General features: G+C 73.3%; 13 protein-coding genes. 9 read left to right on the forward strand and 4 right to left on the reverse strand.

What is annotated here, in order from left to right; translation table 11 throughout:
* Positions 1-367: 367 nt before the first annotated feature.
* Together ACFV9O_RS35515 and ACFV9O_RS35520 are read right to left on the reverse strand one after the other, a co-directional pair.
* The gene (locus ACFV9O_RS35515; RefSeq protein WP_385425766.1) at positions 368-1,345 is read right to left on the reverse strand and encodes a helix-turn-helix transcriptional regulator; all 978 of its coding nucleotides are present in this window, start codon (positions 1,343-1,345) and stop codon (positions 368-370) included.
* A gap of 1 nt (position 1,346) precedes the next feature.
* The gene (locus ACFV9O_RS35520) at positions 1,347-2,216 is read right to left on the reverse strand and encodes a DUF4097 domain-containing protein (RefSeq protein WP_385425769.1); all 870 of its coding nucleotides are present in this window, start codon (positions 2,214-2,216) and stop codon (positions 1,347-1,349) included.
* A gap of 157 nt (positions 2,217-2,373) precedes the next feature.
* Here ACFV9O_RS35520 and ACFV9O_RS35525 point away from each other — a divergent pair, with 157 nt between their 5' ends.
* Positions 2,374-3,189 (forward strand): hypothetical protein, encoded by an 816-nt coding sequence (locus ACFV9O_RS35525; RefSeq protein WP_385425772.1) that lies wholly within the window; start codon positions 2,374-2,376, stop codon positions 3,187-3,189.
* Between the two features lie 42 nt (positions 3,190-3,231).
* Here ACFV9O_RS35525 and ACFV9O_RS35530 read toward each other — a convergent pair whose 3' ends face one another.
* Positions 3,232-3,414: a DUF6104 family protein gene (locus tag ACFV9O_RS35530; RefSeq protein WP_005312030.1), complete on the reverse strand. Its 183-nt coding sequence runs from the start codon at positions 3,412-3,414 to the stop codon at positions 3,232-3,234.
* A 136-nt stretch (positions 3,415-3,550) separates the two neighbouring features.
* On the opposite strand from ACFV9O_RS35530, the gene ACFV9O_RS35535 reads away from it, so the two are divergent.
* The 8 genes from ACFV9O_RS35535 (at position 3,551) to fxsT (ending at position 17,279) form a co-directional block, all read left to right on the forward strand.
* On the forward strand, positions 3,551-4,156 hold the full coding sequence (locus ACFV9O_RS35535; RefSeq protein WP_385425776.1) for a CU044_2847 family protein: 606 nt from the start codon (positions 3,551-3,553) through the stop codon (positions 4,154-4,156).
* 68 nt (positions 4,157-4,224) lie between these two features.
* Entirely contained in the window at positions 4,225-6,309 is a 2,085-nt protein-coding gene (locus tag ACFV9O_RS35540) for a trypsin-like peptidase domain-containing protein (protein WP_385425779.1), read from the forward strand.
* Positions 6,310-6,481: 172 nt separating this feature from the next.
* Positions 6,482-7,519, forward strand: a complete 1,038-nt coding sequence (locus ACFV9O_RS35545) for an AAA family ATPase (protein WP_385425782.1) — start codon at positions 6,482-6,484, stop codon at positions 7,517-7,519.
* A 7-nt stretch (positions 7,520-7,526) separates the two neighbouring features.
* Entirely contained in the window at positions 7,527-11,096 is a 3,570-nt protein-coding gene (locus tag ACFV9O_RS35550) for an SAV_2336 N-terminal domain-related protein (protein WP_385425785.1), read from the forward strand.
* 117 nt (positions 11,097-11,213) lie between these two features.
* Positions 11,214-11,405: an FxSxx-COOH cyclophane-containing RiPP peptide gene (gene fxsA, locus ACFV9O_RS35555; protein ID WP_385425788.1), complete on the forward strand. Its 192-nt coding sequence runs from the start codon at positions 11,214-11,216 to the stop codon at positions 11,403-11,405.
* A gap of 256 nt (positions 11,406-11,661) precedes the next feature.
* Complete coding sequence (locus ACFV9O_RS35560) at positions 11,662-12,792, forward strand: FxsB family cyclophane-forming radical SAM/SPASM peptide maturase (RefSeq protein WP_385425791.1); 1,131 nt, start codon at positions 11,662-11,664, stop codon at positions 12,790-12,792.
* On the forward strand, positions 12,789-14,189 hold the full coding sequence (locus ACFV9O_RS35565) for an aKG-HExxH-type peptide beta-hydroxylase (RefSeq protein ID WP_385425794.1): 1,401 nt from the start codon (positions 12,789-12,791) through the stop codon (positions 14,187-14,189). The genes ACFV9O_RS35560 and ACFV9O_RS35565 overlap by 4 nt, the downstream gene beginning before the upstream one ends.
* A 93-nt stretch (positions 14,190-14,282) precedes the next feature.
* Positions 14,283-17,279: an FxSxx-COOH system tetratricopeptide repeat protein gene (fxsT, locus tag ACFV9O_RS35570; protein ID WP_385425797.1), complete on the forward strand. Its 2,997-nt coding sequence runs from the start codon at positions 14,283-14,285 to the stop codon at positions 17,277-17,279.
* 139 nt (positions 17,280-17,418) lie between these two features.
* Here the strand turns inward: fxsT and ACFV9O_RS35575 are convergent.
* Positions 17,419-20,918 (reverse strand): multifunctional oxoglutarate decarboxylase/oxoglutarate dehydrogenase thiamine pyrophosphate-binding subunit/dihydrolipoyllysine-residue succinyltransferase subunit (locus ACFV9O_RS35575; protein ID WP_385425800.1); only part of this gene is annotated, 3,500 nt, incomplete at its 5' end.

Below are 20,918 nucleotides of genomic sequence, written 5' to 3' on the forward strand. Positions count from 1 at the left end.
AAACAGGGCAAGAACCTGCTCGACGTGGTTACCCAGCTCTTCGACGGCCGAGGAGCCTGGATCCCCATTCCAGCCTGACCACCAAACCAGTCACCTCGCGCGAAGCGCGGTGACCACGCGGCGGAGCCGCATATCGGATGCGGCGCAGTCCAGGACACGAGCCCCGGAGCGGCCCCCGACCCCAGCGATCCGGCACGGGCCGACCCCGACAGCCCCAGCCCGTCCGGCGCTTGAGGACGACACATCGCCCGCCCGCGCGGTACCGGGCACACCGTGCCCCGCACCCCGCGGCACGGGGTACCCGGGGAAGCCCAAAGCCCAGCGGCCCGCCACGGGGCAACCCCACGGGGGGCAACCCCGCGTGGGCCTACGACGCCCCGCGGAGCAGCGCCACGATGTGCGCCGCCGCCGTGGAGAGGTGGTGGCGGGCCTCGCCCAGCTGGGCCGAGGTCACGCCGTGGTCGCGTGCCGCGTCGCGGACGTCGTCGCGGAAGCGGTCCAGCAGGCGCTCCAGGTCGCGCGCCGGGTCATCCGACCCCGTCGCGTCCTTCGCCCAGTCGGGGTCCGCGTCCGCCGGCTCGGGCTTCACGTACGGCGGCCATGTCGTGCCCCGCGCCATGTTGCCCAGCTGGGAGGTGAGTTCCGAGAGCCCTTCCCGTACCCCTGTGGGCCAGTCGCCCCGCGCGAAGTGGCCCTGGACCTGGTCCTGGACCTGGCGGGCGATGCGCTGGACCTCCTCGCGCGCCCGCTCCTGCGCCTCCTTGGCCTGGCGCCGCGCGGCCTGCGCGTCCTCACGGGCCCGCCGTGACTCGTCCTTCGCCCGGCGCGCCTGCTCCTTCCACTCCTGCCTGGCCCGCCGCAGCTCCTCCTTCGCCGCGCGCCACGTCTCGCTGTCGTCGAGGCCCGAGCCGGTGCCCGAGCCGCCGGGGCCGGTGCCCGCGCCGCCCGTGGCGCCGCGCCGGTTCGCCGACGCCGCCGCGCGCATCTCGCTGCGCAGCTTTCCCGCCGCGCCCCGCACGTCGTCACGGATCTCCGCGGCCAGCTCCGAGACGGACTCGCGGATCTCCAGTTCCAGGTCGGCCAGTTCACCGCTGCGCCCGGCGAGCTCCTCGCGCCCCGCGTCGGTGATCGAGTAGACCTTGCGGCCGCCCTCGGTGGCGTGCGTGACCAGGCCCTCGGCCTCCAGCTTGGCCAGCCGCGGGTACACGGTGCCGGCGGACGGTGCGTACAGCCCCTGGAAGCGCTCCTCCAGCAGGCGGATCACCTCGTAGCCGTGGCGCGGCGCCTCGTCGAGGAGCTTCAGCAGATACAGACGGAGGCGGCCATGGGCGAAGACGGGGGGCATGTCAGAGCACCTTTCCGGTGGGTGCGTCGCCGGGGGCGGGCGCGTCCTCGTACGGTTCGTCCTCCGCGGGCGGGCGCCGCAGCAGCGCGATGGAGCCGGACACGGTCGTGGCCCGCAGCGTGCCGTTGCCCGAGCCCAGCGTGCCGGTGATCTTCTTCGCGCCCCACTGCCCGCTGACGCGGAGGTCCTCGAAGGCGTTCGAGACGGACCCGCTCGCGGTGTTCGCCTCGACGCGTGCGTCCGCGGGGTGCGGCAGCCGGATGGCGACCTCGCCGGAGACGTTGGTGAGCCGGATGTCCGTCGGGGTCCCGTCCAGGTCGATCACCATGGCGCCGCTGACCGAGTCCGCCCGTACGGACGAACCCGCGCCCTCGATCACCGTCAGATCGCCGGACACGGAGCTGAAGCGCAGGTCGCCGGTGACCGCCTGGGCCTCCAGGCTGCCGGACACGCTCTCGGCCCGGACCGTGCCGGACAGGCCGACGAGGGTGGTGTCGCCGCTGACGCCGCGCACGTCCGTCCGTCCGCGGATCCCGGAGACGACGGCGCCGGCGCCGATGACGCCGACCTCCACGGTCGCGTCGGCGGGGACGGCGAGGGACACCACCGCGCTGCGGTGCCAGCCCTTGCGGTCCAGGAACTTGAGGAAGCCCTTCCAGGGCAGGTCCTCGTACGCGACGGAGAGGGTGGACCCGGTCCGCTCCACGACGAGGGGCGGCCCCTCGACCGCGGAGATCTCCAGACGGGAGGAACTCTCGTCGGTACCCACGACGTTCACCGTCCCGTTGACGATGCGCACGTTCACCGATGTCACGGGCTCGTCGAAGGTGAGCTTCTGGGGCTCGGTGACTGTCCACGTCGAGTCTGGCATGGTGCTGACCTCCCGGGCCGGCCTGGACGCAACATATCGCGTCTTCTGATGGATACGATATATCGCGATCCCCGAAAGTCAAGATGCGTCCTGAGGGCGGAGAGCCGGGCGATGCCATGCACATCAAATGTGGGCAAAGTGTCCTAGCGTATGGCGCATGGACGCGACATCCGTGGGTGCTCTGCTCCTCTGCCGGGCCGAGCCGGCCGCCGTACGGCCCTCGGCCCATTTCCTGCGCGAGCAGCTCGTACTCGCCCCGGCCGGCGACGGCTGGAGCGTGCTCGTCCCGGAGGGCAAGCCCTGGCTGAACGGCGCCGAGCCCGTCGACCGGGTCGTCGCCGGCTGGGCGACGGCCCTCGCGGTCGGCACGAACTGGCCGGTCCTGGCCCTGTGGTGGGACGCCGACCGGGCCGGCTACACCCTCGCCGCGGGCTTCCGGCGCACCGTCGGCTACATCTGGCTGGCGGACGGCACCCCGGTCGGCGAGGACGAGGCGATGCGGACGTTCGCGACGCGCCTGGGCCTCGACCCCGTCCTGGACGTCCAGGCCCTGGAGCCCCTCACCCGCCCCGACTCCGACGCGGACGCCCGCGCCCGGCTCCTCGGTCTGATCGCGGTCCTGGCCGGCACCGGCCTGGCCCTGCCCGCGGGCCTCACCCCCGGTGAACCCGCCGACCGGCTCCGCTCGGTCGCCCATGTGCTGCCCGGCGCCGAGCCCGTGGAGTGGCACGGCTGGCGCGATGCGGTCCGGGCGGAGCTCGACGCCGTCGAGGCCGGCCCGCTGGGCCCGTACCTCGTCGGCCCGACCGCCCGTGTGCTCTCCGCGGTCCAGCTCGCCGCCGGCCTCCCCCTCACGGCCTGGGGCCTCACCCGCCGCAGCCCCGGCTGGACGACGGCGGGCGCGGTCCTGCTGGCCCACGGCGTCCTCGGTCTGGCCTACGACCGCCTGCGCACGCGCACCGGCGCGTCGTGACCGCGCGGCCGACGACAGCGGGGCCGGCGGTGGCCGCCGCGCCTACTCCTCGTCGTCCTCGTCGTCGAGCCGCGCCAGCCAGGTGGCCAGCCGCTCGACGGGGACCTCGAAGTCGGGATTGAGATCGACGAACGTGCGCAGCTGCTCGGCGAGCCACTCGAAGGTGACCTCCTCCTCGCCGCGCCGCTTCTCCAGTTCCTCGATGCCACGGTCGGTGAAGTACATGGCAAACAGCCTAATGTCCCCGCCGGACGAGCCCCGGCCCGAACCGGTGGCCGCTCCCCGGCGTCCTGCACGGTGGCGCCCACATCGGCCCCGGACTGGGGTTAATCTGCGGGGAGTTGGGGGAACGGGGGATGCCATGGGGGACAGTGAGGCTCGCATCACGCGCATCGTGCTGCCGGACGGCACACCGGTCTGGGCCCGGATCTCCGGTGCCGAGGAGCTGGAGCGGGCGCGGCCGTCCACGCCCGGTGGACCGCCCGGCGGACAGGGTGAGGCACCCGGCGGCACGCCCGGAGGGCTGTCGTACAGCGACACCGGATTCGCGGAGCAGGTGCAGGCCAGGGTCGAGAGTCTGCAGGGGGTCGTCACCGGCGTCGCGCGGTCGCTCGCCGAGCCGTTGCGCGCCGTGCGGCCCGACGAGGTGAGCGTGGAGTTCGGGATCGAGCTCACGGCCAAGGCGGGCAAGGTCGTCGGGCTGCTCGCGGACGGGGAGGCCAAGGGCGCCATCAAGGTCACGCTCACCTGGAACGGTGGCGGCCCGCCCGTCGACGCCCCGCCCGCCCCGACCGTGCCTCCGCAGACGGCGACCCCGCCCGCCCCGCCGATGCCCCCCGCGCCCCCCACCACGGCCACGGGCGGCTGGACGGCGCCAGGCATGCCCGCAGCGTCCGGTGCACCCGGCACGCCCGGCGCACCGGTGCACCCGGACGGCGCCACGCCGCCCGGCGGCGGCGGATCATGAACGAAGGGCCGGAAGGGGGCGCAGGGGGCGTTCCGGAGCGGACGCGTCGTGCCCTCCTGAACCTCGTGATGGCGGCGACCGTACGTATCCACGGGACGGACCCGGGGCATGCTCCTGGCGGACCGGGTGGGGGCTTCCTCGGGAGCGGGTTCTTCGTCGCGCCCAGCTACGTCCTCACGTGTGCACACGTCGCGATGCAGGGGGAGGGGCGCGAGGTGGACATCGTCTTCGAGAGCGCCCCCGGCCGCGGTGAGACGTCGGTCCGCGGCACCGTCGTCGCCGCCCTGCCCGAGAGCCGCCAGGCCGCGGCGCCCGAAGATCCGTACGGCTCGTACGGCTCGCAGAGCTCCTACGGCTCGTACGACTCCCACGGCGTGCGGGCCGGGGGGTGGCCGGCCCCCGATCTCGCGCTCATCCAGCTGCTGAGGCCCGTCGAGCACGCCTGCGTCTACGTCAGCGAGCGGCCCGGTGCCCTGTTCGCCGGGGGCAGTGTCCTCTACGCCGGGTGGACCGTCGCCGACGGGCGGCCGAAGCGGCTCACCGGGCGGTGCGAGGTGATGGGTACGTTCGGCGGCTGGGCCGACGCCGACGAGCAGATCCGGCTCGACGGGGACTGGCTGGTGCCGGGTGTCTCCGGCGGGCCCGCGGTCGACCTGGCGCGCGGCGAGGTCGTCGGCGTACTGAAGTCACGTCTCGACAGCGGCAAGGGCGGCACCTCCATCGGGGTCGAGCGGCTCCGCTCGCTGCCCGTACCCACGGGAGTGATCACGGCCGAGACGGACGACGTCTACCAGGCCGTCTTCCACGCCCACGACCGCTACCACGCGGACCGGCACACCAGCCCCGTCGGCACCGACCGCACCTGGGCCGACGTGCAGAGCGAACTGCGCCCCGGGTCCGCCGGGCGGGCGCTCAGTCCGCAGCAGCGCATCGACCTCCTCGGGCGGCTCGCCGAGTTCCCGCCGCCGGTCAGCACCCACAGCCTCCTCGGCCTGCTGTCCCGGCTGCCCGGGAGCCGGCCGGGCGACCACGGGCCGGCGCCGCGCGGCTGGCGCGACGGACTCGGCGCGCTGTACGAGGCCACGAGCGGGGACGGTGCGCTGGAGCTGGTCCTGCGCTACTGCATGGGCGTCATCGCCGCCGAGCGGCCCTATGCCGCACCCTCCGCGCTGACCGCCGAGAAGTCCCTGTGGGAATGGGTGAAGCGGGTCGCCGACGACCGCCTCACCCGGGAGTTCCGGGGCGAGCTCACGCTCCAGTGGCACAGCCACCGCGCGGACCACGAGCACCACCGCACCCCCGCGCCGGAGCCCGCGGGCGAGCCCGCCCCGCAGGATGAACGCCCGTTCGTCCTGCTGGAGCTGGAGCCACGCAGCTGGGAACGGGACCGCTACGACTGGCGGATCGGCGTCGCCCACCACACCGGGGACTTCCGGCCCGTCGCCGAGGACAGCAACGGCACGGCGCTCGGCGCCCTCCCGGCCAGGATCGCCGCGCCCCTCACCGAGGCCTTCCGCCGGTGCGACGAGCCGGGCAGCCCCGCGGTGCTGCAGGTGGCGATGGTGCGGGCGCTGCTCGGACTCGACGTCGAGAACTGGCGCGTACCGCCGGACGGGCCACCGCTCGGGGCCGTACGCCCCGTGGTCGTGCGCTGCTCCGATCTGGAACCGCCGCCGACGGACGCCGCGGCGGCGGAGCGCTTTGCGCGCTGGAACCGTACGAGCAGTGCCCTGATGCGGGCCGCGGTCGTCGATTGCGAGGACGGATTGCGGGTAGCTGTCCCCGAGGTGGCGGAGCTGCGCGCGCTGGCACACGAAACGGTCCCGGTGCTCTGCCGGTTCGGCGCGCCGCCGGCCCCGGAGTCCACGGCGGGACTCGTACGCGTGCTCGACGGCGGCTTCGGCGTCGCCCTGTGGCGGCGCGGTACGGACGCCGCCCGGTCCGACGGCGTCTGCTCGGAGTTCCACCGGCGGGCCGCGGACACGCTCACCGAGGCAAGGACCGCCGGCCAACTGCCGCGGAGGGTGCACGAACTGAGGCGCGGGGTGCTCGCGGGGCGCACGGAGACGTACTGGTCGGACGGGATCGCCCTGCTCTACGACGACCCGCACCATCCCCTGCCCGGCGCGGGGCAGTTGCTGGAGGCGCCGTGAACGGCCGGTCCGGTCCTCCCCTTACGGTCCGTACAACGGCTCGCTACCGTGAAGCACGATCGGCTGCAGCCGCCCCCTGCGGACGAGTGACGCCAGTGACCCGAGTCATGCCAGAGACGCCAGATACGCCAATGGTGACGCCAGTGACGCGAGCGACGACGAGGAACACGCAATGAGCGAACCCAGCGAGTGGCTCATCTACCGAGGCGCGGGCGAACCTCACAACGGCATCGAGCACCTGCCGCCCCCGCCGCCCTGGCGGGACTTCGCGGGCCGGCACGACGCCGCCACCGCCGACGGCGAGCCCGGCGAGGGGCAGGACGGCTCCGCCGACCGGCGCCTCGGCGGCTACCGGCACGAGGCCGAACTCCACCGGCCGGGCGCCGAGGAGCTCGAAATGATCAACGCGGCGCTCTATCTGCGGCGCCCGCTCCTGGTCACCGGCAGTCCCGGCGCGGGTAAGAGCACCCTCGCCCACTCCGTCGCGCACGAGCTGGGGCTCGGCCGCGTGCTGCGCTGGCCCGTCGTCAGCCGCACCACTCTCCAGGACGGGCTGTACCGCTACGACGCCATCGCCCGGCTGCAGGACGTCCAGATCGCCGCGCACAGCGCGGAGGCGTCGGATGAGCGGCCCGCCGACGACATCGGCAGCTACATCCGGCTGGGCCCGCTGGGCACCGCGCTGCTGCCGTCGGACCGGCCCCGGGTGCTGCTCATCGACGAGCTCGACAAGAGCGACATCGACCTGCCGAACGACCTGCTCAACGTCCTGGAGGAGGGGGAGTTCGAGATCCCCGAGCTGGAGCGGATCGCCGACCGGCTGCCCGGCGGCGAGGCCCGGGTCCTCACCCACGACGGCGCCAGGGTGACGGTGAAGGGCGGCCGGGTGCAGTGCCGGGCCTTCCCGTTCGTCGTCCTCACCAGCAACGGGGAGCGCGATTTCCCCGCGCCCCTGATGCGCCGGTGCATCCATCTGGAGCTGGGCCGCCCCGACCACCAGAGGCTGGCCACCTTCGTACGTGCGCATCTCGGCGCCGAGGCGGCACGCTCGGGCGAGGATCTCATCGCCCACTTCCTGGAGCGGTCGCGCAGCGAACTCCTCGCCACCGACCAGCTGTTGAACGCGATCTACCTCACGGACGCCGCCGCACCCGCAGGCCGGGACCGCCTCGCCGAACTGCTCATCCAGCGACTCGACCGGCCGAGGTGATGCGCTGATGCCCGACGCCGCTGCACGGCACGGACCGGGACCGGACGGCACGCCGGGCGACCGTCCGGACGCCGAGCGCAGGGACCCCGAACGCAGGGTCCCCGACCGCACGGACCCCGGCCAGCCTGACGACGGCCGGCCGAAGCCGTACGACGGCGGGCTGCTGCCCGCGTTCGTCGCCCGGCTGCGCGAACTCGGCCTCGACCCGGACGCGGAACAGCTCTGCGACGCCCTCTGGCTGGCCCGCTGGACCCGGCGCCCGGAGCAGGACCCGGAACCCGCGCCCGAGCCCGTCGCGCCCGCACCGCCCGACCCTGGCCCCGGCACGCGGCCCGACCCACTCCCGCCGGCCACGGAAACCCCGCCGGCCGACGCACCGGCGCAGCGCCCCGACCCCGCCGAAGGCGACCGGCTGATCGCCCTGTATCCCGTACCGCCGCGTGACGGCCCGAAGGCGGCGGCAGGACGCCGTGGCTCCGCGGCGCTCCCCTTGGGCGTTCCCGCCGCGCCCACCCTGCCGGCCCCGCTCGAACTGCAGCGCGCCCTGCGTCCGTTGCAGCGCTACCGGCCGGCCGCCGCACCGCTGCGCCGCACCCTGGACGAGACGGCGACCGCGGAACTCAGCGCCCGTGCGGGCGGGCTGATCATCCCGGTGTTCCGCGGGGTCCAGCGGGCGGACGCACTGCTGCAGTTCGTCATGGACGCCTCGTCGTCGATGCGGGTCTGGGACCGTCTGTTCGGCGAACTCCAGCAGATTTTCGGCCAGTTGGGTGCATTCAGGGACGTCCAGGCGCGCTATCTGCACGAGGGGCCCGACGGCTCGCCCCTGGTCAGTCGCAGCCTCGGCCGGGCCGCCGCGCCCCTGCTCTCCGCGGACCGGCTCAGCGATCCGACAGGACGCCGGGTCACCGTCCTGCTCAGCGACTGCGCGGGGCCGCTGTGGCGCAGCGGACGCGCCCACCGGCTGCTGCACCAGCTGGCCCGCCAGGCGCCTGTCGCCGTCGTACAGCCGCTGCCGCAGCGGATGTGGAACCGCACGCGGCTGCCCGTCACCTACGGGGTGCTGTCCCGCGGCGAAGGGGCCGCCGGTGCGACCGTACTGAGGGTCGGCGACGGAGCCGGAGGCGTACCGCCGCGTCCGCGGCGTGGTGAGCTCCCGATTCCCGTACTGCCGCCGGTGGCGGGCGCGCTCGGCGCCTGGGCCAGGCTCCTGTCGGGGACGGGCGCGGGCCGGGTCTCCGGTGCCGTCGGCTGGGTGCGTACGGACCATGAGGCGCTGCAGGCGCCCGCAGCGGGCCGGCGGCTCTCCCCGCTCCAGCTCGTCAGCAACTTCAGGTCGGCGGCCTCCCCGTCCGCCGGACAGCTGGCCGTGTATCTGGCCGCCGCCCCGCTCCATCTGCCGGTGATGCAGCTGGTGCAGCGGACGATGCTGCCGGACTCGGGCCCGTCCGAGCTCGCCGAAGTCCTGCTGAGCGGACTGCTCACACGGGCCGGTGGCGGTACCGAGGACGGGGACGACGGGCAGTGGTACGCATTCGTGCCCGGTGTGCGGGAGGCGCTGCTCGGGCCGCTGGGGCGGGACGAGGCGCTCCTCGTGCTCAAGCACTGCTCGGAGTACATCGAGCAGCGGTTCGGCAAGGGCGGGCCGAACTTCCCGGCCCTCGCGCTGGCCCAGCTGGACGACGGAAGGCACCGCTCCCTGTTCGCGGCCGGAGGCGCTGCCGAGGACTCCGCATACGGCGACAACGGAGACGGCGGAGACAACGGCGACGGCGGAGACAACGGGGAGGGGGCGGGCCGGCGCGTTCCGCACCCCTTCGCGGAGGTCGCGGCGCGCGTACTGGAGCGGTTCCTGCCGCTCCCGGAGCAGTTCGCGTCCCGGACGGGCGCGTCGTCCGGCGGCCCGGTGGCCCCGGGGCGGGCGACGGGCGCCGCGCTGGAGAGCGCCCGCGCGCTGTCGCGGCAGTTCGAGTCCGACGGCATGGTGCAGTACCTGATGGACGCCGTGCAGCTGCTGCGCGGCGCGGTCGAGCGCGAGCAGCAGGCCGGGCCCGGCCCCGGTCCGGAACTGTGGGCGGAGTTCGCCCGCTGTCTGCTGCGGCTGTGGGAGGTCCAGGGCGACGCGGAGCTGCTGCGCGAGGCGCAGCGTGCCGCCGAACGGGCATCGGCGCACCCCGGCGCCGTACGGGAGCGCGCCGTCCTGGCCAAGGTGCTGCACGCCGCTGCCGACGACCGGCGGCGGCGCGGTGACCGGCGCGGCGCCCTGGAGCTGCTGCGCCGCGCCGACCGCGAGTACACCGCGGCCTGCGCGGCTCCCGGCCTCGACCCCGCGGAGGCGCTGCGGCTCACCCTGGAACGGGTGCGTGCCCTGGAGGCGCAGTGGCGGCTCGGCGGCGACAGCGCCCTGCTGCAGGGGGCAGTGGGGATGCTGGAGGCGTTCGCCGACGTCTGGCCCGACCAGGAGAACCGGCCGCTCAGCCTGCCGCTGGCGCACGGCCGTACCCTGCTCCGGCTGTCCGGGGCGACGACCGACACCGAACAGTCCCGGGTGTACGCGGGGCAGGCGGCGCGCTCGCTGCGCAAGGCGTTCGCGCCCGACGGAGGCGGTCCGCCGGCGGGCGGCACGGGCGGCGGGACCGGTGGGCAGACGCTCGGCACCCAGCTGCGGATACTGCTGGACCTGGTGGACGCCCTCCTCCGCTCGGGCGACGGTGCGGACGAGGCCGGCACCCTCGTCGAGCAGGCCCTGGAGACGGCTCGCGAGCCCCGGCTGCGCGCCTCGCTCCAGACCCGTGCGGGACGGGTGTGTGTGGCGCGGTACGAACAGTCCGGCGCAGGGTCCGGGGAGCAGTCCGGCGGCGGGTCCGGCGAGTCGTCCGGACACCGGTCCGGCGATCCGGCCCAGTTGGAACGGGCCGCCGAGTGGTTCGCCCAGGCGTCCCGCGGCGTGCCCCGCGACTCGCGCGCCCACGCCGATCTGCTCGCCGAGTGGGGCAGCGCCCTGCTCCGGCGCGCGGAACTCCCGGACGGCCGCCCGCACGTCGGCGCCGCCGTGCGGGTGCTCCGCGACTGCCGTACGGAGACGGCGGCCGGCAGCGCCCACCAGGCCGAGCGGGTGCTGATGCTGGGCCGCGCGCTCATGCTGCGGCACACGGCCACCGACGACCGGGTGGATCTGCGCGAGGCCGAGCATCTCTTCGGGCTCGCGGCACGGGAGGCCCGCCATCCGCTGACCGCCGCGGGCTGCTGGCTCGAGCTGGGAAAGGCCCATCTGGCGGCGTACCGGAGTCTGGGCAGGCCGGCCCGGCTCGACGAGGCGGCGGAGGCCTTCCGCGACGCCGCGGAGTCCGCCAGGGAAGCCGAAGCGGAGCTGGACACTCCACAACAGCTTCAGCGCGCCGTCGAGTTGAATGCTAGGGCCAACCACTGGCGGGGTAGGACCTATGAGGACGCGGGCCGCCCGAGGGCGGCGCGCGAGGCGTACCGGGCGGCGGCCCAGGAATGGCGCAAGCTGCCGGACCGGGGAGGCGCCGAGGGCGAAGCCACCGCGGAGCGGCTGGCCGAGCTGGAGCGTTGAGCGGCAGCGGCGTCCGGAGCGACAGGCAGGAGCGACCGGAGCGACGCGAGCGCCGGCCACGACGGCCACGACACGGGCGACGGGACACGACGGGCACGACGGCAACGGGGAGACGAGATGGGCGAGTCGGTACGTGAAGGTGCGGAGGGACCGGCGGACGGCGCGGAGGCACTGCCCGATCTGCTGGGCCTCGACCTGGAGGCGCTGCGGACCCTGGACCACCCGGTGCTCTCCGAGGTGCTGGCGGATCTGAGGGGCAGGGTCGAGCAGCCGCGGGAGATGCTGTGGGGTTTCAACAACGCTTTCTGAACGGCGTGTCGGACCGCGTCGTGAACCGTGCGCCGAGCCGCGCTCCGAAGCGCCCGGCAGACCCACGTCCGGCCGGAACCCCACACGGTTTCGGCCCGCGGGCCCGTTGAACAGGCCAACGTTCTCCGCTCGAGGTTTGCCCGGCGTGCCCGCCAGGGATACTCGCCTCGGACCGGCAGCGGGGGCCGTCCCGGAAGGCGTGTCAGGGGCCGGACAGCATGGGGGTGCCGGAGTGTCTCGGAAGACGGTTCCCCCCGTGCCCTTCGCGCAGTTCATCGTCAAGATGCACGGCCGCTGCAACCTCGCGTGCCGCTACTGCTACCTCTACGCCGGCCCCGACCGCACCTGGCGCACTCGTCCCGCCGCCGCCCCGCCCGACGTCCTCGACCGCGCAGCGGCCCGGATCGCCGAGCACGCCGCCGCGCACGGCCTGAGCGACCTCTCCCTCGTCCTCCACGGCGGCGAACCGCTCCTCGCGGGCGCCGGCCGGCTCGCGGCCTTCACCGATCTCGTACGCGACCGGGTCCCGTCCGCCTGTACCGTCCACGCCACAGTGCAGACCAACGCCACCCTGCTCACCGACGACCGCGTCACCACCCTCGCCCGGCACGGCATCCGCATCGGTCTCAGCCTCGACGGCGGGCTGCCCGCCCACAACGCCCTGCGCACCGACCACGCCGGACGGCCGTCCTGGCCCGCCGCCTCCCGCGGCGCCCGGCTCCTCGCCGACGGCCATCCGGGCGCGTACGCGGGCATTCTCACCGTCGTCGATCCCCGGACCGACCCGGCCGAGATGTACGCATCGCTGCTCGCCCTGAAGCCGCCCGCCATCGATCTGCTGCTCCCGCACGGCAACTGGAGCAGCCCGCCGCCGGGCCTGGACCCGGAGGGCCGGGCCACGCCGTACGGGGACTGGCTGAGCACGGTCTTCGACCACTGGTGGCCGGCCGAGCGCCGGGCGACCCGGATCCGGCTCTTCGAGGAGTGCCTCGCGCTGCTCCTCGGCCTGCCCGGCGCCACCGAATCCCTCGGCCTGGACCCCGTCAACGCCGTCGTCGTCGAGACCGACGGAGCCATCGAGCAGGTCGACTCCCTGAAGTCCGCGTACGACACGGCCGCCGCCACCGGGCTCGACATCTTCCGGCACAGCTTCGACGAGGCCCTGCGGCACCCGGGGATCGCCGCCCGCCAGGCCGGTGCCGCCGCGCTCGCCGCCGAATGCCGCGCCTGCCCGCTGCTCACCGTCTGCGGCGGCGGCCACTACGCCCACCGCTATCGCGCCGGGTACGGCTTCACCCGGCGTTCGGTCTACTGCGCCGACCTCGACCGGTTCATCCGCCATGTGGCGGGCCGGCTGGCGGGCGCGACCGCGGGGGCCGCCCGGTGAGCGCCGCCGTGCCCGCCCCCGCCGTCCCGCACCGGGCGCTGCACGAACTCGGCCGCACCGAGGGCGGCACCGAGACACTCGGCCTGCTCGTACGCGACCAGCACACCCGCCGGCTCGTCCTGCTGCGGGCCCTCCTGGACGCGGCGCAGGACGCCCCCGCGGCGGTGTGTCCGCCGGAGGCGGTCCAGCGGCTCAACGACGACTGGGCGCTGCTGGAGGCCGCGGAGCGCGCCGACCGGGCCGCGGTGCGCGAGCTGCTGTTCTACCCGCTCATCGGGCCCTGGGCACACCGCTGTCTGTACGGACTGACGGCACCCGCCCCGACCCCCGGACTCCGCGCCGATCTCGACCACTTCGGGGCCGTCGCGGCGGCGGGCGCGGTCCGCGCGGGCCTGCCCTTCACCGCACGCCTCACCGCCCGTGAAGGACCGCTCGCGCTCCCGCTCCTGGGAGCTCTGCGCGTGTCCCCGGGACCGGTCGACATCGCCTTCGCCGAAGGCGAATTGACCATCCGTCGGTCAGCAGTGGCGCCTCTCGTGGTGCGTGCCGGATCCGACGGCGCCCACTCCGACGACCCGCGCTGGCTCCCCGCGTTCACGCTGCCCGCCGTCCTGCCGGGCGCCCTGCCCGTACCCCTGGACGACCTCCACCCCTACCGCACGGCGGGAGGCGGACTGGAGCAGCACGGGCTCAAGCCCGCCGCCTGCCTCGACGAGCGCGAGCGCAAGGACTGGGCCCAGTCCTGGTCCGGTGTGGAGCCGCTGCTCCGGCTCGGCGGCGAACACCGGCTGACCGAGGCCGTGGCCCTGCTCCGCTGCCTGGTCCCGCTCGCCCCGCCGCCCGGATCGACGGTCGCGGGGGAGGGCGCGGCGCACTGCAGCGGCACCCGGCGCGAGGCGTTCGGCGCGGTGCTCAGCAGCAAGCCGTCCACGCCTGCGTTCATCGCGTCGACCCTCGTCCACGAGCTCCAGCACACCAAGCTGGCCGCGCTGGGCACGCTCGTGCCGCTGCACCACGAGGAGGCCGCACCCCGGCACTTCGCGCCCTGGCGGTCCGACCCCCGGCCGTTCGACGGGCTGCTGCAAGGGGCGTACTCGCACGTCGCACTCGCCGACTACTGGCAGCGCTTCGCGCTCGGTGCCCAGAACGCCAGGCACCGCGACATGGCCTGGGCCGAGCACGCACGCTGCCGCGAGCAGGTGGGGGCCGTGCTGCCCGTGCTGGCCGGTTCAGGAGCGCTGACGCGGGAGGGCCGGGTCCTCGTCAACGGCATGATCGAGCTCTACGACCATCTGGCTGATCATCCGCCCCCTGCGGGGCACCTGGCGCGCGCAGTGGCATATGTCAGTACCGCGCGCGTGATCTGGTGCCAGCGCAACGGGGCGCCGCGGGCGTGAGCGGAGGCCGCCTCGCCGGTGCGGATGCCCGGTGCGGACCTCGGGCGCGGGTGTATGTTCATAAGGCTTGTGACGAATCAGGGAGACGGTTCAATGCCCGGAGCACGTAAGCAAGTTGGAGCCACCGGGACGCAAACCGTCACCATCAGTTTCGCCGGGTTCAACCGGGCCTGGGCGGCCTGGATCGGCGACCGCCTCGAGCGCCGCGGGACGCGCGTCGTCTTCCAGCGCTGGGACCCGCCCGTCGAGACCCCGCTGGAGGAGGCGCTCCAGGATCTGATGCTGGCCCCCGGCCGCATTCTCGTCGTCCTCAGCGACTGGTACTTCCAGGTCGGCCCGCGCGGCCACGAGGAGTGGAACAGGGCGCTCCGCGAGGTGGTGGCCAACGACCCCGACCGGTTCGCCGCCGTCAACATCACCACCTCCCGCATCCCCGCCGCCACCGCCGTCTTCGCCGCCGCCGACCTCACCAACGTCGGCGCCGACGAGGCCGAGCGGCGCCTCCTCGCCCGCCTCGACCTGCCCACCGACCCGCTGCCGGAGCCGGGCGACGACCGCCGCGGCCCCCGCTATCCCGCCGACACCCCCGAGGTGTGGGGCGGGGTCCCACGCCGCAACACCCGCTTCACCGGCCGTGAGCCGCTGCTCAACGACGCGTACCACGCCCTCCAGGAGGCGGGCGCCGGGGCGGGCGTGGTGACCCTGCACGGCATGTCGGGCGTCGGCAAGACCCAGCTGGCCGCCGAGTACGTGTACCGCTTCGGCTCCGAGTACGACGTGGTGTGGTGGGTGTCCGCCGAGAAGCGGGTCACCTACCGGCAGAAACTCGCCGAACTGGCCCCGGCGCTGGGCCTGTCCACCGGCGCCGAGTACGGTGAGCGGCTGCGCGCGGCCCGTGACGCGCTGCGGCGCGGGGAGCCGTACTCGCGCTGGCTGCTGGTCCTGGACGGGGCCGACGAGCCCGAGCACATCTGGGACCTGGTGCCGACCGGACCCGGCCACGTCCTGATCACCTCGCGCAACCCCGAGTGGAGCGAGCACAACAGCAATCTGCTGGAAGTGCCGGTCTACGACCGGATCGAGTCGGTCGCCTTCATCCGCCGCCGCGCGCCGCGCCTCACCCACGCCGAGGCGGATCAGCTCGCCGAGGCGCTGGAGGACCTGCCGCTGCTGCTCGACCAGACCGCGGGCTGGCTCAACGACTCGGACATGTCCGTCGAGGAGTACATCGAGCTCCTCGAAGGCGGCATCGACCAGGACGTCGTCAAGGTGTCCGCGGACTTCCCGCTCGCCTTCCAGACCGCCTGGTCGATACTGCTCAACAAGCTCCGCGAGACCGTCCCCGAGTCCGTCGACCTGCTGCGCCTGTGCACCTTCTTCGCCCCGGGCTCCGTACCCGTACGGCTGCTGAAGGAGATGCCGCTCGGGGTGCTGCCCGAGCAGCTGACCGGGCTGATGAACGACCCGCTGCTGTGGAACAGGGCGATCGGCCAGCTGCGGCAGTACTCGGTGGTCCGGCTGGAGTCCCACGAGTCGGTCTCCGACGAGGCGCCGTCGTCGGGCGAGTCGCTCTATCTGCACCGCATGGTCCACCAGATCGTCCGCAAGGACATCCCGGAACGGGACCGGAAGGAGTTCATCGAGGTCGTCCGCCGCGCCCTCGCCGCCGCCGACCCCGGCCGTCCCACCGACACCCGGCAGTGGCCGCGGTACGCGGAGCTCACCCCGCACCTCAAGTTCGCGGACGTCCTGCAGAGCACCGACCCGACCGTGCAGACCCTGGTCCTCAACTGCCTGCGCTACATGTACCTCTCGGGCGAGTACCGGGCGGGCATCAAGCTCGGCGAGCGGGCCCTGGCCGCCTGGAAGGCGCTCCTCGGCGACACCCATCCCCGGGTCTGGGACCTCAGCTACCACTACGCCAACGTGCTGCGGGCCGTCGGCGACTACGCCGGCACCGAGGCCATCGAGCGCGCCGCCGTCGACCGCCTCCGGGACGAGCGCGGTCCGCAGGACCTGGAGCACCTCCGCGCCGCCGGCGGCCTGGCGGCCGATCTGCGCGGCCTGGGGCGGTACGACGAGGCCGCCGAGCTGTCCCGCTGGATCCTCGGGGCGTACCGTGAGCTCCTGGGCGAGCAGGACTCCCGCACGCTCAACGCCCAGAACAACCTGGCCATTTCACTGCGCCTGCTCGGTCGGTACACGGAGTCGCTCGAGCTCAACCGGCGCACATTGGAGGCCCGCAGGCAGCTGCTGCGCCCCCGGCACGCCTGGACCCTCTACTCGGAGATCAACTACGCGACGGATCTGCGCCTGCTCGGCCGCTACGGCGAGGCCGAGTCGCTGCAGTCCCAGAGCGTCCGCGTGCACCGCCTCGTCATGGGCCGGGACAACCCGCAGACCCTGCGGGCCGAGCACAACCTCGCCCTGTGCCAGTACCGCATGGGCGAGTGGGACAAGGCCAAGGAGCTGTTCACCCGTGTGCTGGAGCGCTGCGAACGGGTGCTCGGCGAGGCCGATCCGCTCACCATGATGTTCGCCGCGAGCCAGTGCTGCTTCGCGCGCGAGCACGGCGACATCGACCAGGCCCGGGACATAAGCGAACGCGTCGTCGACGGCTACACCGACATGCTCGGCGAGCGCCACCCGTACACCGCGGGGACCAAGGGGAACCACGCCCTCATCCTGCGCAACGTCGGGGAGCGCGAGCAGGCCCATGCCCACGTCGAGGATGCCCTCTCCGACATGACGCAGGCCGTCGGCGAACGGCACCCCTGGGCACTGGGCTGCGCCATCAACGCGTCCGCCCTGCGCAATCTGGTCGGTGATCCGGAGAGCGCGGCCGCCCTGACCGAGGCCACGATCGCCCGGGCCACCGAGGTCCTCGGCCGGACCCATCCGCTGACCCTCTCCGCGCGCATCGCCCACGCGGCGGACCTCCGCGGCCTGCGTGAGCGCCGGCGCGCCGACAAGATCGAGACGGAGGCGCTGGACGACCTGGCGGCGACCCTGGGGGCGCAGCACGTCCACACGGTCTCCGCCCGATCCAGGAACCGGCCCTACTGGGACTTCGAGCCGCCGATCATCTGAGCAGCACGCTGAGCATGCTGAGCACGCTGAGCACGCTCAGCCGAAAGGTGGCTGGAATCCCAGCCGCAGACACGCCGGAGGGCCCGGCCCCGCGGGTGCGGGGCCGGGCCCTCCTGGACGTGCCGTGCGGCAGGGCTGATCAGGCCTCGAAGACCTCGTTCACCAGCTGCTGCTGCTCCGCCTGGTGCCGCTTCGCCGAGCCCACCGCCGGGGACGAGCCGTGCGGGCGGGAGATGCGGCGCAGGCGCTCGCCGTGCGGGATGTCCGCGCCGACGGCCAGGTCGAGGTGGTCGATCAGGTTGAGCGCGATGAACGGCCAGGCACCCTGGTTCGCCGGCTCCTCCTGGGCCCACAGGTACTTCTCGGCGTTCGGGAACTTGGCGATCTCCTCCTGGAGCTCGGCACCCGGCAGCGGGTACAGGCGCTCCAGCCGGATGATCGCGGTGTCCTTGACACCCCGCTTCTGACGCTCGGCCTCGAGGTCGTAGTAGACCTTGCCGGACGTGAAGACGACCTTGCGGACGGCGGCCGGGTCCACGGACGCGTCGCCGATCACCGGGCGGAAGCCGCCGGTGAGGAACTCCTCCGCCTTCGACGCCGCGGCCTTCAGACGCAGCATCGACTTCGGGGTGAAGACGATGAGCGGCTTGTGGTGCGGGTTGTGGACCTGCCAGCGCAGCAGGTGGAAGTAGTTCGACGGCAGGGTCGGCATGGCGACCGTCATGTTGTTCTGCGCGCAGATCTGGAGGAAGCGCTCCGGGCGGGCGGACGAGTGGTCCGGGCCCTGGCCCTCGTAGCCGTGCGGCAGGAGCAGCGTGACGCCGGAGGTCTGGCCCCACTTCTGCTCGGCCGAGGAGATGAACTCGTCGACGACGGTCTGCGCGCCGTTGACGAAGTCACCGAACTGGGCCTCCCACATGACCAGCGCGTCCGGGCGGGCCAGCGAGTAGCCGTACTCGAAGCCCATCGCCGCGTACTCGCTGAGCAGCGAGTCGTAGACGTTGAAGCGGGCCTGGTCCTCGGCCAGGTAGAGGAGCGGGGTGTAGTCCTCGCCGGTCTCCTGGTCGACGAGGACCGCGTGGCGCTGGCCGAAGGTGCCGCGGCGGGTGTCCTGGCCGGCGAGCCGGACCGGGGTGCCCTCCATCAGCAGCGAGCCGATGGCCAGGGTCTCGCCCATGCCCCAGTCGATCGTGCCGTCCTCGACCGAGGCCGCGCGGCGCTGCATCTGCGGCATCAGACGCGGGTGGACGGTGACGTTGTCGGGGATGTTGACCTGCGACTCGGCGATCCGCTTGACGATCTCCTGGGAGACCGCGGTGGTGACGGCCACCGGGAACTCGGCCTGGGCGTCCGGGACATGGGCCGGGGCGGGCTGCGAGGTGGCCTCGCGGACCTCCGCGAAGACCTTCTCCAGCTGGCCCTGGAAGTCCTGGAGCGCCTGCTCGGCCTCTTCCAGCGTGATGTCGCCGCGACCGATCAGCGACTCGGTGTAGAGCTTGCGCACCGAGCGCTTCTTGTCGATCAGGTTGTACATCTGCGGGTTGGTGAACTGCGGGTTGTCGCCCTCGTTGTGACCGCGACGGCGGTAGCAGATGAGGTCGATCACGACGTCCTTGTTGAACGTCTGGCGGAACTCGAAGGCGAGCCGCGCCACGCGGACCACGGCCTCCGGGTCGTCGCCGTTCACGTGGAAGATCGGCGCCTCGATCATGCGGGCCACGTCGGTCGCGTACATCGACGAACGCGACGACTCCGGGGCGGCGGTGAAGCCGACCTGGTTGTTGATGACGATGTGGACCGTGCCGCCGGTGCGGTAGCCGCGCAGCTGCGACATGTTGAGCGTCTCGGCCACGACGCCCTGGCCGGCGAAGGCCGCGTCACCGTGCAGGGCGACCGGCAGGACGGTGAAGTCCGTGCCGCCCTTGTTGATGATGTCCTGCTTGGCGCGGACGACGCCCTCCAGGACGGGGTCCACGGCTTCGAGGTGCGACGGGTTCGCGACCAGGCTGACCTTGATCTGCTCGCCGTCGAGGCCGGTGAAGGTGCCGTTGGCGCCCAGGTGGTACTTCACGTCGCCGGAGCCGTGCATCGACTTCGGGTCGAGGTTGCCCTCGAACTCGCGGAAGATCTGCGCGTACGACTTGCCGACGATGTTCGCGAGGACGTTGAGGCGGCCGCGGTGGGCCATGCCGATGACGACCTCGTCCAGGCGGGACTCCGCCGCGGAGTCGATGACCGCGTCGAGCAGCGGGATGACGGACTCGCCGCCCTCCAGCGAGAACCGCTTCTGGCCGACGTACTTCGTCTGCAGGAAGGTCTCGAAGGCCTCGGCCGCGTTGAGGCGGCGCAGGATGCGCAGCTGCTCCTCGCGCTCCGGCTTGGCGTGCGGGCGCTCCACGCGGTCCTGGATCCACTTGCGCTGCTTGGGGTCCTGGATGTGCATGAACTCGATGCCGGTGGTGCGGCAGTACGAGTCGCGGAGCACGCCGAGGATGTCGCGGAGCTTCATCATCGACTTGCCGCCGAAGCCGCCGACCGCGAACTCGCGCTCCAGGTCCCACAGGGTGAGCCCGTGCTCGGTGATGTCCAGGTCGGGGTGCTTGCGCTGGCGGTACTCCAGCGGGTCGGTGTCGGCCATGACGTGGCCGCGGACCCGGTAGGAGTGGATCAGCTCGAAGACGCGGGCGGCCTTGGTGACGTCGTCGTCGTGCGAGGCGTCGATGTCCTTGAGCCAGCGGACCGGCTCGTAGGGGATGCGCAGCGCCTCGAAGATGTCGTCGTAGAAGCCGTCCTCGCCGAGGAGGAGGTTGGCGACGATCCGCAGGAACTCGCCGGAGGCGGCGCCCTGGATGACCCGGTGGTCGTACGTCGAGGTCAGCGTCATGACCTTGGAGATGCCCAGCTTGTTCAGGGTGTCCTGGGAGGTGCCCTGGAACTCGGCCGGGTAGTCCATCGAGCCGACGCCCATGATCACCGACTGGCCGGGCATCAGACGCGGCACGGAGTGCACGGTGCCGAGGCCGCCGGGGTTGGTGAGCGAGACGGTGACGCCGGTGAAGTCGTCCATCGTCAGCTTGTTGTTGCGGGCGCGGCGGACGATGTCCTCGTAGGCCTGCCAGAACTCGAAGAAGTTCAGCGTGTCGGCCTTCTTGATCGCCGCGACGACGAGCTGGCGGTCACCGTTCGGCTTCACCAGGTCGATGGCGAGGCCCAGGTTGATGTGCGGGGGCTTGACCAGGACCGGCTTGCCGTCCTTCTCCCCGTACGACCAGTTCATCGACGGCATGCTCTTGATGGCCTGCACCATCGCGAAGCCGATGAGGTGGGTGAAGGAGATCTTCCCGCCCCGGGCGCGCTTGAGGTGGTTGTTGATGACGATCCGGTTGTCGAAGAGCAGCTTCACCGGGACGGCGCGGACGGACGTGGCCGTCGGCAGCTCCAGGGAGGCGTTCATGTTCTTCGCGACGGCGGCGGAGGGACCGCGGAGGGGCACGATCTCGGGACCCTCGGGGGCCTCCTTGGCAGCCTTGGCCGGCTCGGCCGCCTTGGCGGCGGGCGCGGCAGCGGCGGGCTTCGCCGGAGCGGCCGGGGCCGGAGCCGGGGCGGCCGGCGCGGCGGAGGCCGCGGGCTGGGCCGGGG

This window comes from Streptomyces sp. NPDC059909, assembly GCF_042730885.1.
Classification (GTDB): Bacteria; Actinomycetota; Actinomycetes; order Streptomycetales; family Streptomycetaceae; genus Streptomyces.

Coding starts and splice junctions, on each gene's coding strand:
- ACFV9O_RS35515 (WP_385425766.1), bottom strand. CDS start 1,345: ATGCCCCCCGTCTTCGCCCATGGCCGCCTCCGTCTGTATCTGCTGAAG.
- ACFV9O_RS35520 (WP_385425769.1), bottom strand. CDS start 2,216: ATGCCAGACTCGACGTGGACAGTCACCGAGCCCCAGAAGCTCACCTTC.
- ACFV9O_RS35525 (WP_385425772.1), top strand. CDS start 2,374: ATGGACGCGACATCCGTGGGTGCTCTGCTCCTCTGCCGGGCCGAGCCG.
- ACFV9O_RS35530 (WP_005312030.1), bottom strand. CDS start 3,414: ATGTACTTCACCGACCGTGGCATCGAGGAACTGGAGAAGCGGCGCGGC.
- ACFV9O_RS35535 (WP_385425776.1), top strand. CDS start 3,551: ATGGGGGACAGTGAGGCTCGCATCACGCGCATCGTGCTGCCGGACGGC.
- ACFV9O_RS35540 (WP_385425779.1), top strand. CDS start 4,225: ATGGCGGCGACCGTACGTATCCACGGGACGGACCCGGGGCATGCTCCT.
- ACFV9O_RS35545 (WP_385425782.1), top strand. CDS start 6,482: ATGAGCGAACCCAGCGAGTGGCTCATCTACCGAGGCGCGGGCGAACCT.
- ACFV9O_RS35550 (WP_385425785.1), top strand. CDS start 7,527: ATGCCCGACGCCGCTGCACGGCACGGACCGGGACCGGACGGCACGCCG.
- fxsA (WP_385425788.1), top strand. CDS start 11,214: ATGGGCGAGTCGGTACGTGAAGGTGCGGAGGGACCGGCGGACGGCGCG.
- fxsT (WP_385425797.1), top strand. CDS start 14,283: ATGCCCGGAGCACGTAAGCAAGTTGGAGCCACCGGGACGCAAACCGTC.